General features: G+C 56.2%; 12 protein-coding genes. 10 read left to right on the forward strand and 2 right to left on the reverse strand.

Annotation, left to right across the window (positions count from 1 at the left end; translation table 11 throughout):
- Nucleotides 1-136: 136 nt before the first annotated feature.
- The 4 genes from AFERRID_RS00430 to AFERRID_RS00445 are packed head-to-tail and all read left to right on the forward strand — an operon-like array spanning nt 137 to nt 5944.
- Nucleotides 137-2500 carry a glycoside hydrolase family 15 protein gene (locus AFERRID_RS00430; protein WP_126604124.1) on the forward strand — a complete coding sequence of 788 codons (2364 nt, stop codon included), beginning with the start codon at nt 137-139 and terminating at the stop codon, nt 2498-2500.
- Nucleotides 2497-3282 carry a glucose 1-dehydrogenase gene (locus tag AFERRID_RS00435; protein WP_014030457.1) on the forward strand — a complete coding sequence of 262 codons (786 nt, stop codon included), beginning with the start codon at nt 2497-2499 and terminating at the stop codon, nt 3280-3282. The genes AFERRID_RS00430 and AFERRID_RS00435 overlap by 4 nt, the downstream gene beginning before the upstream one ends.
- Nucleotides 3283-3284: 2 nt before the next feature.
- Nucleotides 3285-4802: a GMC oxidoreductase gene (locus AFERRID_RS00440; protein WP_071182373.1), complete on the forward strand. Its 1518-nt coding sequence runs from the start codon at nt 3285-3287 to the stop codon at nt 4800-4802.
- Nucleotides 4799-5944 carry an MFS transporter gene (locus AFERRID_RS00445; RefSeq protein ID WP_126604125.1) on the forward strand — a complete coding sequence of 382 codons (1146 nt, stop codon included), beginning with the start codon at nt 4799-4801 and terminating at the stop codon, nt 5942-5944. Before AFERRID_RS00440 ends, AFERRID_RS00445 begins: the two co-directional genes overlap by 4 nt.
- A 341-nt stretch (nt 5945-6285) precedes the next feature.
- Here AFERRID_RS00445 and AFERRID_RS00450 read toward each other — a convergent pair whose 3' ends face one another.
- The gene (locus tag AFERRID_RS00450; RefSeq protein ID WP_126604126.1) at nt 6286-7209 is read right to left on the reverse strand and encodes a LysR family transcriptional regulator; all 924 of its coding nucleotides are present in this window, start codon (nt 7207-7209) and stop codon (nt 6286-6288) included.
- Nucleotides 7210-7298: 89 nt separating this feature from the next.
- Here AFERRID_RS00450 and AFERRID_RS00455 point away from each other — a divergent pair, with 89 nt between their 5' ends.
- A complete protein-coding gene (locus AFERRID_RS00455; protein WP_126604127.1) occupies nt 7299-9143 on the forward strand; it encodes a chloride channel protein in 1845 nt (614 codons plus the stop codon).
- 216 nt (nt 9144-9359) lie between these two features.
- Here AFERRID_RS00455 and AFERRID_RS00460 read toward each other — a convergent pair whose 3' ends face one another.
- A complete protein-coding gene (locus AFERRID_RS00460) occupies nt 9360-10883 on the reverse strand; it encodes a transposase (RefSeq protein WP_226833168.1) in 1524 nt (507 codons plus the stop codon).
- 106 nt (nt 10884-10989) lie between these two features.
- Here AFERRID_RS00460 and AFERRID_RS00465 point away from each other — a divergent pair, with 106 nt between their 5' ends.
- From AFERRID_RS00465 to AFERRID_RS00485, 5 genes are all read left to right on the forward strand, one after another.
- Complete coding sequence (locus tag AFERRID_RS00465; protein WP_269149231.1) at nt 10990-11373, forward strand: cytochrome b/b6 domain-containing protein; 384 nt, start codon at nt 10990-10992, stop codon at nt 11371-11373.
- 190 nt (nt 11374-11563) lie between these two features.
- Nucleotides 11564-12955, forward strand: coding sequence for an MFS transporter (locus AFERRID_RS00470; protein WP_071183047.1), 1392 nt, complete (start codon nt 11564-11566; stop codon nt 12953-12955).
- Nucleotides 12956-13027: 72 nt separating this feature from the next.
- Nucleotides 13028-13366, forward strand: coding sequence for a hypothetical protein (locus AFERRID_RS00475; protein ID WP_071183046.1), 339 nt, complete (start codon nt 13028-13030; stop codon nt 13364-13366).
- Between the two features lie 110 nt (nt 13367-13476).
- The gene (locus AFERRID_RS00480) at nt 13477-13809 is read left to right on the forward strand and encodes a hypothetical protein (protein WP_071183045.1); all 333 of its coding nucleotides are present in this window, start codon (nt 13477-13479) and stop codon (nt 13807-13809) included.
- A 148-nt stretch (nt 13810-13957) separates the two neighbouring features.
- Nucleotides 13958-15838 (forward strand): chloride channel protein, encoded by a 1881-nt coding sequence (locus tag AFERRID_RS00485; protein ID WP_223306938.1) that lies wholly within the window; start codon nt 13958-13960, stop codon nt 15836-15838.
- The last annotated feature ends 60 nt before the right edge of the window (nt 15839-15898 follow it).

Consider the following 15898-nt stretch of genomic DNA (forward strand, 5'->3'; position numbering starts at 1 on the left):
TCGCCGAAACGGTACGAAGAGCCCCTGTTTCAGCATCCTGGAGCGGGGTTCTCGATTCTGGAACAGTAATAAAATGTTTTACAAAAATTTTTCAGCACGCTCTTAAACCCCGTGGTGTTGCCATAAGGAGAAAAACATGGTTCAAGTCAGCAAAGCGCCATCCGCCACTTGGCGCAACCCCGTCTGGTCAACCGCCCAGAAGTCCTGTGTGGGCACGGCTCTGGGCAATGGAAAACTCTGGTTCACCATCGGCAAGGGTATTGTCACCGAAGTATTTTACCCGCGCATCGACATTCCCCAGATCCGCGACCTCGGCTTTATCATCGCCGATGGTCAGGGATTCTGGCAGGAGTTGAAAACGCTGCCGGAACCACACCTGGAGTTGGATGATCCCCATATTCCCCTGCCCGTCATTCGCCATCATCATGAGCGCTTTGATTTTACGCTGAAGATCTGCACCGATCCGGAGCGCGATGTACTGCTGCTCGACTTCCGGCTGGCGGGTGATGCGGCGCTGCGGCCTTATCTGCTCTGCTCCGCCCGCCTCGGTGAAGACGCTGAAAACAATCGTGGCTGGGTGGGTGATTGGGAGGGTCGACCGGTGCTTTGGGCGGAACAGGGTCCATTTGGACTGGCCCTCGCTTGTCGCAACGTTGATGGCTACCCCGCGTTAGAACGCTGCTCGGTGGGCGAGGTTGGCAGCAGCGATCTTTGGCAGGACTTTCACCAGAACGGGCGGATGCAGTGGGATTATCAGGAGGCCGGTCCGGGTGAGGTTGCCCTCGCCAGTCGCCTGCCCCGGCAGGGCACGCTGGCCTTAGGTCTTGGCACCAGCAAAGAAGCCGCCGCCACCAACGCCTGGTCCTCCCTGGCTGAAGGCTTTCAGAGTTGCGCTACAAATTACCGTACCGGCTGGGATGCCTGGCACCAACGCCATCCGACCCCGCGCCACTTCGCCAGAAAGTTGCCCGCAGCGGCCAACGCCCTCTATGTTCGCTCGGCCACTGTCCTCAAGGTGCATGAAGACCGCACCTTTCCCGGTGCCCTGGTCGCGAGCCTCTCGATACCCTGGGGCGAGGCCAGCGCCAGTCGTGGTGGTTATCACCTGGTCTGGTCACGGGATTTGGTAGAAAGCGCCGGGGCGTTGGTGGCCTTGGGCGCCATGACCGAGGCACGACAGGTACTCACTTACCTGATCAGCACCCAGCAAGCCGACGGTCACTGGTTGCAGAATCAATGGCTGGGCGGCAAACCCTTCTGGCAGGGTGTGCAACTGGATGAAACCGGATTTCCCGTGCTCCTGGCCTCGCTGCTGCGCCAGTACAAGGCGTTAAACGATGTCGCCGTCACCGACATGATCACCCGTGCCCTGCACTTCATCGTCCACGAAGGACCCGTGACCGGGCAGGATCGCTGGGAAGAGGATGGCGGCGTCAATCCCTTCACCCTGGCGGTCGCCATTGCCGCGCTGGTCGAGGGCGCGGACTTCCTCGGCGGCAAAGCCAGCGACTGTGCCCTGATGCTGGCCGATTACTGGAATGCCCGACTGGAAGAGTGGACCTTCGTGCAGGGCACGGACCTTGCGGAACGCTTCCAGGTGCCCGGCTACTATGTGCGTATTACCCCCGCGGACGTCCTGGTGCAGGATGGCGCCAAAAATGAGTGGGTGCTCATCAAAAATCGCGCCCACGACCCCCACCTGCCCGCCTGCGAACAGGTGGCCAATGATTTCCTGCAACTGGTGCGCTACGGACTGCGCAGGGCCGATGACCCACATATCGTGGCGTCGGTTAAAGTCATGGACGGAGTGCTCAAGACCGACACCCCAAGCGGCCCGGTCTGGCACCGCTACAACGGGGATGGTTACGGCGAGCACGCCGATGGCAGCCCATTCGATGGCACTGGCATCGGCCGTGGATGGCCCTTGCTGGTAGGTGAACGGGGTCATTACGCCCTCGCCGCCGGGGAAGATGCCCTGCCCTACATCAACGCCATGGTGGCCATGACCGGCAAGGGTGGCTTGCTCCCGGAGCAAGTCTGGGATGCGGCCGCCATACCCGAAAAGGGCTTGTTTCCCGGCCACCCCAGCGGCTCGGCCATGCCTCTGGTCTGGGCCCATGGCGAGTTCGTCAAACTCTGCCATAGCGCTGTGCAGGGTGCGCCGATAGATCGTCCGGCGAATACCTGGAAGCGCTATCAGGGTAAGGTTCCGAAGATTGGCTACCGGCTCTGGCGCCTGCGTCAGCGCCCGCGTCAACTGCTCGCCGGACAAGAGTTGCGGGTGTTATTGCAGGCGCCCTTCACCCTGCATTGGGGCATCAATGGCTGGCAGTCGGTACAGGACACCGACTCGGAAGACTGGGGCCTCGGCCATGTCGTCCTCCTACCGGTGCAGAAATTATCGGCCGGGGACAGCGTGCAGTTCACCATTCACTGGCGCACCAGCGGCGACTGGCAGGGTGAAGATTTTCATATCGATATCATTGGGGGTGCGGCATGATCAATCTGGACTTACAGGGCCGGCGGGCGCTGGTCACCGGTGGGAGCGGTGGCCTCGGGCGGGCTATTGCCGAGACACTAGCAGCGGCCGGGGCACAAGTGGCAGTACATTACCGGAAAGGTCTGGACGAAGCCGAGGCAGTGGTCGCGGCCATTCAGAAACTGGGCGGCAGAGCACAGGCTTTCCAGGCAGATGTGTCTGATCCGGCGGCCGTGGAGAAACTGCTGCAGGAAATTGAATCCGCCTTCGGCGGCCTGGATATCCTCGTCAACAACGCCGGCATGGATGGTCCGCGCGCCAGCGTCGGCGAGGATGATCCGCAGGTATGGGAAAAGGTTCTCGCCGTCGATCTCATGGGTCCCTACTATTGCGCCCGTGCCGCCATTCCGCGCATGGAGAAGGCCAAACGCGGGGTGATCATCAATATCACCTCCGTGCATGAGTTTATTCCCTGGGAAGGCTACAGTGCCTATACCAGCGCCAAGGCAGGCTTGTCCATGTTCACCAAGACCCTCGCCCAGGAAACGGCGGATAAGGGCATCCGGGTGGTGGCTATCGCTCCCGGCGCCATCCAGACACCCATTAATCAGTCGGTCTGGGCTGACCCCCAATCCCTTAAAGACCTGGACGAGAAAATCTCCATGGGCCGTCTTGGCAGGCCCGAAGAGATTGGCAATGTGGTGGCCTTTCTCGCCAGTGATCTGGCCAGTTACATTACCGGCACCACCCTCGCGGTGGATGGCGGGATGCTGATTTACCCTGAATTCCGCCACGGCGGCTGAACATGGACGCCGATGTCATTATCATCGGCAGCGGCGCTGGCGGCGGCACCATCGCCCGCGCTCTGGCCGAAGCAGGCCTGAACATCCTCATCCTGGAGCGCGGCGACTACCTGCCCCGTGAATGGGGCAACTGGGACGCCAGGACGGTCTTTGCCGAACATCGCTATCACACCGATGAGCAATGGCGCGATCAGGACGGCAAGCCTTTCTCACCGGTGGCCGGCTATCATGTGGGCGGTAATACCAAGTTCTATGGCGCTGCGGTACTGCGCCGCCGGGAAAAAGATTTTCACCCGCGCCAGCACCGCGATGGAGTGACGCCTGCCTGGCCCATCAGCTATGCCGATCTCGCGCCCTTTTACGATCAGGCCGAGGGCTGGTATTTCACCCACGGCACCGCCGGGTCTGATCCCACGGAGCCGCCACGCAATCCCTACCCTTATCCGCCCTTCCCGCACGAAGAAGACGTAGCTCTGGTCGATAAGGCCCTGCGCGAAATGGGCCTGCATCCCTTTCCCCTGCCGTTGGCCCTCCACCGTCTGGAAGACGACCCCCAGCATAGTCCCTGCGTGCGCTGCCCTACCTGTGACGGCTTCCCTTGCATGCTCCATGCCAAAGGTGATGCGGAGGTCTGCGGGATCGCCCCGGCGCTGCGACACAGCGGGGTACGCCTGCTTACCGGACAGCGCGTCCGTCGCTTACAGTCCAGCAGCGACGGCTGCCGCGTGGAAAGTGTGGAAACCGATCAGGGTCGCTTCAGTGCCCACCTGGTGGTTCTCGCCGCTGGCGCCGTCAACAGTGCCGCCATCCTCCTCGCCTCTGCCAACAAACAGCATCCCCAAGGCCTTGCTAACCGCAGTGATCAGGTGGGGCGCAACTACATGTGTCATCTCAACAGCGCCTGCATGGCCATCAAGCCAGGCCGCGAGAACCGCACCATCTTCCAGAAAACACTGGCCATCAATGACTTTTACAATGATTCTGGTGACGCCGACTATCCCTATCCCCTTGGTCATATTCAGAGTCTCGGCAAGATTACCCCGGCGCTGCTGCATGCCCAACAACCCCTGCTGCCCATCCCAGCCAGTGCCTGGACCGCCAGCCATTCAGTGGACTGGTGGCTGACCACCGAAGACCTCCCCGATCCCGACAACCGCGTCACCCTCGACCCTGACGGCGACATCCGTTTGTACTGGAACCCCAAAAATCGTGAGAGCCACCAACGGCTCTGCAGGAAATGGCGGCAGATACTGCATCAGGTCGGCTTTTTTGCGGTGTTTTTTCAGCCCATGGATATTTCTGCCACCGCGCATCAAGTGGGCACCTGCCGCTTTGGTAAAGATCCGACCACCAGCGTCCTCGACCCTTTCTGTAAGGCGCATGACCTGGATAACCTCTATGTGGTGGACGCCAGCTTCATGCCCTCCATCAGCGCAGTGAATCCCTCTTTGACCATCATCGCCAACGCCCTGCGGGTGGGGGCGCAGATCAGCGCCCGCTTTGCTACGGGAATGCCATGAAACGCGGCACCACGGCGGTTTATGGCGCCGGTTTCCTGCAGGGGGCGGCCTTTGTCCTTATTCCTGCCCTCGGCACCACCCTGCGCAGTGCCCCCTATGACATGAGCAACACCACCTATGGCCTCCTCTATTTTCCGGAGATCATCGGCGCCATTTTGGCCGCATTAACGGCGGGCAGTGTGCACGGACGACTGGGGAGCGCGGGGTTGTTCCGGCTGGGGGTGCTCTGTAATGCTATCGCCATGGGCTTGCTGGTTACCGCCTCCTTCACCCACGGTTTTACCATTATCGTACTGCTCCTCGCTGAAACCTTTCTGCTCGGCATCGGCTTCGGGCTGACCAATGCCGCTATCAACCGTGCTGCCTCCCTGCTCTTCGCCGGAGCGGCGGCGGCGGCCGTCACCATCCTCAATGCCGTCATCGGTGGCGCCACCGCCATCTCGCCAATAATTCTCGCCGGCTTCCAGACCGTTTTGACCTGGGATACCTGGCCTGCTGTGCTGCTCACTCTTTGGCTGGGGCTGATGTTATTACCCCAAGCCGGGGATTCCGAAAGTAATGAACAGGGGGGGGTGGGGGCGTGGCGACGGTCGATGCTCCCCTTCGCCGTGGGGGTAATGATCTACGCCATCTGCGAAGGCAGTTTTGGTAGTTGGGCGAATGTGCTGGTCAGCGTTGACCGCCACCTGCCCGCGGCTACAGGTGCGCTCGCCCTGTCGGTGTTCTGGGGTGGGATGACCATCGCCCGCTTTGGCCTCGGCGCCATTCCGGATCATCTGATCCATCGTCGCATTGCTTATCTGCTGGCACCGCTGGGGATGGCCGCCTGTTTCTTCATCATCCCCCAGCTGCAGGCGGCGGCGGGGCTGCTCGTCGCTTTCACGGCTGCCGGAGTCGCCTGCGGAATCTACTATCCCTACAGCATGGCCTACGGCATTGCCGCGCACCCGCAAGAAGGCACGCAAATGGCCGGCTTACTGGTCGGCGCCCTCATGGTTGGCGAAGGCATTGGTTCTTTCGGTCTCGGCCCACTGCAACAATTGATTTCGCTGGGTAATATCTATACTTGGTCAGCGCTCTGGGCCTTGCCCCTGCTCTGGCTGGCCTGGTGGAATAGCAGAGCACCCAAAAAAACGGCTTGATGCGCTTGGCAAAGATTATTTCCAGATGGACATCGCGCATCTGCAAACGCTGATTTTTCTCAAACTGGCAATCGCCGGGCATTTGACTTTGTTCATTGCGCGGACGCACAACTCTTTTTTGAGGAAACCCTATCCCTCAACGACACTCCTTTGGTCTGCCATTTTGACCAAGGCTGCGGCGACATTTTTCGTGGTTTACCCCATGGGTCTGGTGCCCTCTATCACCTGGGGGGAGGCTGGTGCGGTATGGATCTATTGCATTCTTTGGATATTCATTGAGGATTGGGCCAAGGTCAGGGTCTATAAGCACTTGGAGATCAATACGCCGAGGCATCAGGATTTTATAGCGCTGACTCAAAAGAATCTCGGGCCAACGGTGTAGACGAGCCCATAAGGTCCAAAAAAACCGACAAGGTACGTGAACGTCTTGCCGGATTGGGAATAGCTATATAACTCTGCCATATCAACTGCGAGGATGTGATAGGCTGAGAGATCAGGTCCCAATCTGGTCTCTGCTCAAACACGGTGCGCGTCATAAAACCTATCCCCAAACCCGCCTTCACCATAGCGCCCACGGACTCCACATCGGCTACTTCAATGAAATGCGCAGGCAGGATATCCTTTTTTCTGAATGCCTTCTCCAGTATCCTCCGGACTCCGGAAGAAGGTTCACGCCAGACGACAGGAAAAGGTTGCACGTCTTTCAGGCTCAGCGCCGATGCCGATGCCAGTGGATGCGTCTTGGGCATGACCGCGATGATTTCGCCTGTCAGCCATGGTTGTATTTCATAACTGTCCGGTAGATGAGGTATATCCATCTCTCCTTCAAAAAAGAAGACGTCCAGTTCGGAAAGGTTGATATTTTCCCAATAAGCCACTCCGCTTTTTATAAAGAGATTAACCCCTGGATTTTTCTTCTGAAAGCTTTGCAAATATTGTGGTAGTAAATAATTGGCGATAAGACTGGTAGAAGCGATGCGGAGTTCTCCCACTTGCAAGGATTTTTGGCGCATCAGCAGGTTCTCAATGTCTTGCAATTTCGCGCGTAATTGCCGGATATCGGGAATAAGTGCCTGCCCTGCCGGAGTCAACTGAATACCACCTCCCTCACGGACATATAAAGGCTCACCGATTTCCCGTGTCAGTTTATGCAGGCGTTCCGAGATGGCCGGTTGTCCCCGTCCCAGGCGTAGCGCGGCTTCGCTGACACTGCCGGTTTCTGCAACCGTGAGGAGGGTGAGCAACTGCTCGGCATCTATCGTCATCGGGTTCTCCGATATTGTTTTCAATTAAGTCGATTTGATTAGGCAGCAAGAATAGCATATTTTTAAAAGTGAGTCCCCGGAGTGTACTGATGGCCAACGATACGTCCCTGCCCGCCAACATGGATACCCTCGTTATGGAGCGCAATGTCAGAGGATGGCAGGGGGCGTTTCGGACGAACCCGGCCTTTCATCTGATTCTGGCGTTCTTTGTGGGGATTGTCGCGGGCTTGGGTGCGGTCGTTTTCCGGCGTCTTATCGGCCTGATGCATAATGCCTTCTTCTTCGGTCAGATTTCCTCACGCTTTGATGACTTGCAGCATTCCGCAGCCAGCTTCTGGGGTTTTGGGGTGGTGCTGGTCCCCGTTCTCGGCGGGCTTGTGGTGGTCTGGCTCGTCAGAACTTTTGCGCCGGAAGCCAAGGGGCACGGCGTACCTGAAGTTATGGATGCCATTTATTATGGGAGCGGCGTTATTCGGCCCGTGGTGGTTCTGGTGAAGGCGCTCGCGTCTTCTATCAGTATCGGCAGTGGCGGATCGGTAGGACGGGAGGGGCCGATTATTCAGATCGGAGCCGCCTTCGGCTCCAGCCTGGCCCAGTGGTTGCGGTTGCAAGAATGGCAGAGACTGGGACTGATTGCGGCGGGAGCGGGCGCCGGTATTGCCGCAACATTCAACACCCCGGTGGGCGGCATATTGTTTGCGATCGAGCTTATGCTGGTGGAAGTCAGTGCACGGACCCTTGTTCCGGTCATGATCGCCACAGGTACCGCCGCCTTCGTATCACGCCTATTTCTGGGTAATTATCCGTCGTTTATCATCTCTCAGCATATTATCGACCAGACGCTGCACCAAAGTGCCAGTGCCTATGCCGCCTATGTTCTGCTCGGTCTTTTGACGGGCGGGGCCGGTCTGCTGTTCACAAGCAGTCTGTATTGGACCGAGGATCGCTTTGAACACTGGATCAAAAATCCCTACGCACGACATGCTGCAGGCATGCTAGGCGTGGGCTTGGTCATTTATTTCATGATCACCTTTACCGGTCATTACTACGTGGAAGGTGTGGGTTATGCGACGGTTCAGGATATCCTCGACGGCGTCATTACGCAGCCCGGTTTTCTCCTGCTCCTGCTTTTACTGAAAATACTGACTTTTTCCGTTACGCTGGGTTCCGGTGGGTCGGGCGGTGTGTTCTCTCCCGCGTTGTATGTCGGAGCGGTGCTGGGCGGGCTATATGCCGTCATCGCCAATCATTTACTGCCGGGAATCGGGATCAGTATGACCATCGCGGCCGCCTTGGGAATGGCCGGGATGGTCGCCGCATCTACCGGTGCCGCCGTTACTGGTGCCGTGATGATTTTTGAAATGACCAGCGACTACCACATTATTATTCCCTTGATTATCGTCGCCTCTCTGGCCTTTGGGGTCCGTCGATTGATAACCAGGGAGACGATTTACACGCGCAAACTGATCCGCCGCGGTCATTTCATCCCTGAGGCGCGGCACAGCAACCTCTACCTGATGCGCCCGGCTGGAGAGTTTATTGAAACCCCGCTGATCCGCGTAAAAGGTGGCCGGACGCTGGCGGATATCTCGGTGCTGCTCCATCGCGGCCGTGAAATACCACACATCCTGATCGTCGAAGGGACGCAACCCCGTGCGGTACTGACCGCCCCGCGCGTACGTGAGCTGCTGCGACACCGACAAACCTCGACCCCCATAGAAAATCTGGCCAGCGAGGATTGGTTCAGCGTGCTCCTGGACTGCCAGCTATATGATTTGGTCGCACGGTTTCGCGACACACGTCAGGAATGCGCACTCCTCTGCCGTGTCAATCCACCAGAACATCACGAAGATGTGGTGGCCATCGTAACCGTGGAGGATGTGTTAGCTTACGCCTCCCTGCCCGTGCGCTTACTTCGCCCTCACACAGCCTGACAAAAAGGAGACTTTCATGCAGGAAACATCATGGAATAGTGGAACGAGGTGGTTGCATATGGGATTGTCAACCACATTGACTTTTGAATTGTTCGAAGGCTTTTGGACCTCTGACCCGAATACTAGGATGTACTTCATTATTCACGAATGGGTTGGGCTTTTGGCCGCTGCCGTCCTATTGGTAGAGTGGTTATGGATTTATCCTAAAAAAAGCAGTTAAGGTCCGGCAAGTGCCGGAAAAGTCCCCGGCGGTGACCATGGTGATCGCGTAATTTGCGCAACGATGTAGCTCACGAGGAGGTCCCAGGGCTGGTGTTCCAGGAACTGCTCCGCAGTCTCCCGAACTATCCGCAACCCTCTACGGATATTCTCAATTCCGCGCTCCACCTTTTTCTGCGCGGCATGCATGGGTGTCAGAAAAAGATGAATCTGTCCAGCGTGTTTGGTGCTGCGACCTATAGCGGAGAGCAGCAATGGACGACTGGTGATGGCTTCTCTCCGTGACCCCGGAAAAGCCAGTCGGGAATACCAGCTCCACCAGTTGTAGACCAGCCCCACGGCACGCGCGGAGAGCCGACAACGGGCCAGATCACGAGTGGTGTACCCGCCCCATCCCCACTGGTTCTTGAGTTCGTCAAAACCGTTCTCCGCATCGGCCCGGTCGCGGTACAACTGCGCGATACTCAGAATGCCTTCTTGGATATCCGTCACCAGTACGGCGTATTCGTAGACCTTGGTCTGGCGACGGTCCACGAAAGCAAATTCCAGCTGGCCTTGATGTTCCTGGGTGGCGATTAGATGGTCTTTGAGTAGGCGACGGAGAATGACTACCCGGCGGCTCTGCTGCCACCCGGCCAGTTGAATCGTGTCTTCGCGGCCTTCCCAGCCTTGTCCTGCATCCGCCCAGTCACGGCGGGTAAATTCCCGCTGTAACAGGCGCTTGACCCGGGGCGATTGACGCAATTTGAAGAGATAGGACTGCTGCCGCGCTTCCATCTCGCGGATAACCGCATCATTGCCAAAGCCACAGTCGCCACGGACCAGATAAGGACGCTGTTCGGCACTCAGGGTGTCCAGTACGCGGTTCAGCCCCGGTTGGGCATGGTTGGAGGCCGTGGTGTTGCCGGCTGTCACTTCTACATCCAGCAATAGCCGCAGATTACCGACCCAGTACGCATGATAGGCATGGGATGGACGCCCCGGTTTGTGCGGATTGTAGCCTACTTCAGCCCCTTGCTGATGCCCGAATAACGTTTTGATGGTGGTGTCGATATCAAGAATCCAAGGCGTGTCACAGGCTGCCTTTGCGCTTTTGAACAAGTGCTTGCGCATCCATTCGGTGCCTTCGCCTTCGGGGATTTTACCCAGCGCCCGGCGCAGGGCGTCTTCGCTGACGATCTTGCTCATCCCCAGAATCTGCGGACTGACACCATCACTGCGTAATCCAGTGACATGTGCATAGCGTCGGTGACCCGCCAGTATGGAGAGATCCCAAGTGCCCAATACATCGCGCTTCTTGGGTGCGTTGGGGCTGTTATAGATCAAGGGACATTCTTCTACCCAAGCATCAAACAAACCACTGACTTTCTGAAACTCGGCAAAGAACACCAACTGGCCAAAGGGAGTGGCTGCCGATTCCTTATCCCAGGATACCTGAACACGACCGCCCATCGTATCCACAATCATGCTCTGTATAGCCTCAGGAATGGGCTTTTGGGGCCGCTTAGTGCGTTCACCCATTGGGTGAGCCTCCAACACAGGGGAAAAATCAATCCTATCAGAGGAATCCTGCCAAATCAGCAGGGGTAACTGCCGAATTTAGGTTTATGCGGATGGGCAGTCGTCCATTCTTTTCCCATGGAACGCTAACGGGTTATCCATGATAAAAGCGGACATGACCACCCTATTTAAAGGGAGGCTGCCGCAGGCAGGACGCACCGTTGGTTTGCCTGGTTTCTGGCATGGTATTGGGATACTTACCATGACCGCATTAGCCATTACCGGTGTGCTTATTTTCCTCGTAATACCCGGTGGGCGCGGCGCATCCTCGTCCCCTGCTGGAGCCGCTGCTTTTACCACGCTTTCTGGCATCCATAGATACATTTCTTATATGGCATGGGTTTATTGGATTGGTCACGTTTCAGCAGCTATTCTCCATCAAGTAAAGGGTGATCCTGTCTTTCGTGCAATTTTTATTGGTACAATAAAGGCTGCAAATGATAGGCGTTAGCTGGTCCCATGGGGACTGGATCTACCCACTCGATCTGACGATGGACCCGATATTTGTTAAATTTTTAGTGCGGAAGTGGCGTTTCAGCTTGCAATTCTTGATGTATTTTATTGGAGAACCATTTGTGATGCTTCGTTGTCTTAGGCTTTGAGTTAATTTTGTTTCCAACAAACATATAAGGAGAACAAGTATGGCCGCAGTGCAAAACGTGCTGGAGCGACGGGAACGTCGCTCTATTTTCGCCTTGGCCGGGATTTTCGGTCTGCGTCTTTTAGGTTTGTTCCTGGTATTACCGGTCTTCTCTGTCTATGCCCATGGATTGCATGGGGCTATGGAGCATCCGGCCCTTATCGGCATCGCCTTGGGCGCCTACGGTTTGACCCAGGCGATGTTCCAGATTCCCTTTGGCAAACTGTCCGATAAATGGGGGCGGAAACCAGTCATCGCCGCTGGATTGGTAATCTTCGCTATTGGCAGCGTCATCGCCGCCCAGGCCACCAGTATTGAATGGCTGCTGGTAGGGCGCATCGTTCAGGGAGCCGGAGCGGTGGCCGCCGCCATCATCGCATTGACCGCCGACCTGGTGCGTGAGGAGCGCTGGACGAAGGCCATGGCCATCATCGGCATCACCATTGGCATAAGTTTCAGTGTTTCGTTGGTGCTTTCCGCGCCGTTGGCGCATTGGATTGGCGTGCAGGGGATTTTCTGGGTGACAGCGGCGCTCTCCATTCTTGCCATCGGTGTTTTGTATAAGGTAATACCGGAAGTCCCGGCACGCTTTCACCGCGACGCTGAGATGAATCCGGCAGTCCTTGGAACCGTGTTGCGGGATCCGAATTTATTGCGTCTGAATTACGGCATCTTTGCCCTGCACACCGGGCTGACCGCTATTTTTGTGGTCTTGCCCCTGGTTCTGGTGGATTCCCATCATCCACTCTTATCTCAGGCCGACCAGTGGATGCTGTATTTACCGGTGATGTTGCTTTCCTTCGTGGCTATGGTGCCTTTCATCATCGTGGGCGAGGCCAAACGCAAGCTCAAGGAAGTATTTGTCCTGGCCGTTGCCATTCTCGTGGCTTCCGTAGTCTGGATGGCGCTCTCCGGCCATAATATTTGGTCTATCGCCATCGCCCTTTTTCTGTTCTTTGTGGGTTTCAATATCCTCGAAGCGAGTTTGCCTTCCCTAGTCGCCAAGTTTTCACACCCCGGAGCCAAGGGGACCGCGACGGGAGTCTATACGACTGCTGAATTCTTCGGGGCCTTTTGTGGCGGGCTCCTCGGAGGTTTGCTCTATTTGCCAGGTCAGCGCAACTACAGTGACGTCTTCTGGGCGGTTGCCGTTATTTACCTGATTTGGCTGGTGGTTGCCTTGACCATGCGATCTCCGCGTTATGTGGCGACGCGGATATTTCCATTACCCGATGGTGATAGGGATATTGACGGCCTGACACAGCGACTCCTGCAGTTGCCGGGTGTGGCGGAGGTGGCCGTATTCCCGGATGAAGGGGCGGTATATTGCAAGGTGGAAAGCAAAGTCTATGACGAGGAGCGTTTGCGCGCGATCATCACAGCTACGACTTGAACAGGCTGTAACAACGGGTGGCGTGGATTGACGCCACCCTGTACCTGTTATGGTCAAAGATGGGGGGTGATCATGGAATCAGAGGCAAAAACGGTAGAACCAAAAGACCATGTGAGCGGTGATAATCTGGAAAAACTCTCTCACCGGATGACGAGAGTCACTGAAGAGGCTGAGCTGACATTGGCCGAAACAACAAAGGCTGTGGTTTCCTTGACCGCTGTGATGGAACTCATTCGCTCTCAGGCGGCAAATGTGGAAAAAATGGCCGAAGAAGTCAGTGAATTGGCAGGCATGGCACAAAAACGGGCAGAATCGGCCAGAACATTTAGCATGCTCGCCACGATTTCGAGTACGATCTGCACCGGTCTTGCTGTGATCTTGCTGGTCCTGCTGATCCAGGTTAAAGGCTAGGTAAATGCCAAAAGCGGCAATAAATCCGCCCAAACCACCTGCGGCAACAGATTGAAACGCTGGATAAATAGGGGCCTCGTTATGAGTGATATGGAAAGGGAGCAGTCATCATGAGCGTCAAAGAATCGTCAATTCCGCAGCAGTCTATTGCATTAGAGGTAGATGTTATAGCGCAGAGGCTACCTCCTTTGGCGAAATCAATGATGAAGCATGTGGCAAATGCCAGCCACCCTATGGCGGAAGCCGCCCTGATTATGAATGACATAAAATCTCAGCTATATTCCATAAATACCGCGCTGAAATTAGTTAAACCCGTGGCGAGGGTGGTGGTAAAAGCGACCAAACAAAGTCAGACTTGGAGCCTTGCCGCAGTTGTGGCCGCCAAGATTAGTGTGACAGTCATGCTATTTGTTTTTATTTTTTTAGGGTTCCTGCTGTTTTAGCAGTTTTCCCGGAAATGCTAATGATATTGCTGTCAGTGCATACAGCACGGCAGCCGAAGGCGAACTATCGCAGGTGCAACCAGGAAAAAATAGAGTTCTCTCTAAATGCAGACAATGATCTTGTAGTGCCATTGCTAAAAGGATAATTATGACGGCAGATCGGTCGCGAATAGGTGTCAGGACCTACGTCGACAGCCTCAAGAGACTATTCGGTGGGTTTTTTGGCAACGGCTCCATCGGCGAACTAAGGTCGTGGCTTCTGAGCCACAATCCCATCATGCAGTTTTTCATGGCTCTTTTCGTCGGGATCGTGGCTGGAATAGGAGCGGTCGCCTTCCGGCGCCTGATCGCTTTCTTTCATAACCTGTTTTTTTTCGGTCGAATTTCCTTCGTCTATAATTCACTTGAGCACACGGCCACTAGTGTATGGGGACCATTCATCATTCTGGCACCGGCCTTGGGAGGACTATGTGTAGCCTGGATGATCCAGAAGTTTGCTCCGGAAGCCAAGGGGCACGGCGTACCGGAGGTAATGGACGCCATATATTACAAGAGAGGCCTAATGCGCCCTCAGGTCGTGCTGATTAAAGCCGTTGCCTCGGCACTGAATATCGGCTCGGGCGGTTCGGTTGGGCGCGAAGGTCCCATCATTCAGATGGGCGCAGCCTTCGCTGCCAACTTGGCAAGCTGGTTGCGCCTGGAGGAATGGCAGCGTTATGCCCTGATCGCTGCCGGGGCAGGTGGCGGGATCGCTGCCACATTCAACACCCCTATCGGCGGGGTGCTGTTCGCTGTCGAGCTTATGCTTCCAGAGATTAGTGCCCGCACCCTGGTGCCGGTTATGATAGCGACTGGAACAGCGACTTATATCAGCCGTATTTTTCTCGGTCACCACCCCTCCTTCATCATCCCCACCCTGCACATTGCTGCGACCGCCCAAACATCACCCACAGCTTTCGCTGCCTACCTCTTGCTTGGGATAGTGATCGGACTGGCGGCGTGGGTATTCATGCGTTCGATCTATCTTTTCGAGGATATATTCAACGCAGTTCCGGGTAACTATTACACCCGCCATGTACTCGGTATGCTTCTGGTTGGAGTAACCATATATCTGCTTGAGCGCTTCACCGGTCATTACTACGTAGAGGGTGTGGGCTATGCTGCCGTGCAACAGGTGCTTACCGGACAGCTCCTGTTGCCGGGCCTGTTGCTGATCCTGGCCCTGCTCAAGCTTATGGTTACCGCACTGACCCTGGGATCAGGTGGTTCGGGAGGGATTTTTTCACCGTCATTGTTCATTGGAGCGACCGTCGGCGGCGCTTTCGTGGTACTTGCACATCTGCTATTCCCCGCACTCAGCCTCAACATCACCACCGCAGCAGCGCTGGGTATGGCCGGTATGGTCGGCGCCGGAACCGGCGCCGCATTAACGGGTGCAGTGATGATTTTTGAAATGACAAGAGACTATAACATCATGATACCCCTGATTGTTGTTGTCTCTGTGTCCTATGGAGTGCGTCGGCTAATCACCCCCGATACCATATATACGATCAAGCTCATTCGCCGCGGCCACTCCATTCCAGAGAGTCGGCAAAGCAATCTTTATCTTTCTCTCCAAGCAGCCAGTTTCATCCGAATCCCGTTTGTACGACTTTCCGCTGATGCAGACTGGTCGTCACTCCTGAACCGCCACAGATTCAGACAACAAGCTCATGTGCTGATTGAAGAGTGTGGGCATATCGTAGGCGTGATTCCGGCCGAGAAGCTTGCCGCCCATCGACGCTGTGGCGCTGGTGTTGGTGCCTTGGCTGGGGAGGTACGTCGTGATCTGTGCCTGATCGATGATCAATCGCTGTTGGTCGACTTACTGGCGAAAATGCGTGATGACGGCTGCGAAATATTTGTCCTCAGTCGCAACAAGAGCGCAGATCCCACCGATGTCACCGATATCCTGACCTGGAACGATATCGTTCGTGAAGGCTGCCTGCCAGAGAATCTGCACCCAACTGTAGTACCAAAGACTACCTGATGGCACTTTCATCATTTCTGCTCAAGCGCTTACCCAGACAACGAAGCAGGGTCCAACCGG

Origin of the sequence: Acidithiobacillus ferridurans (assembly GCF_003966655.1) — a bacterium.
In the GTDB taxonomy this organism is placed as follows: Bacteria; Pseudomonadota; Gammaproteobacteria; order Acidithiobacillales; family Acidithiobacillaceae; genus Acidithiobacillus; species Acidithiobacillus ferridurans.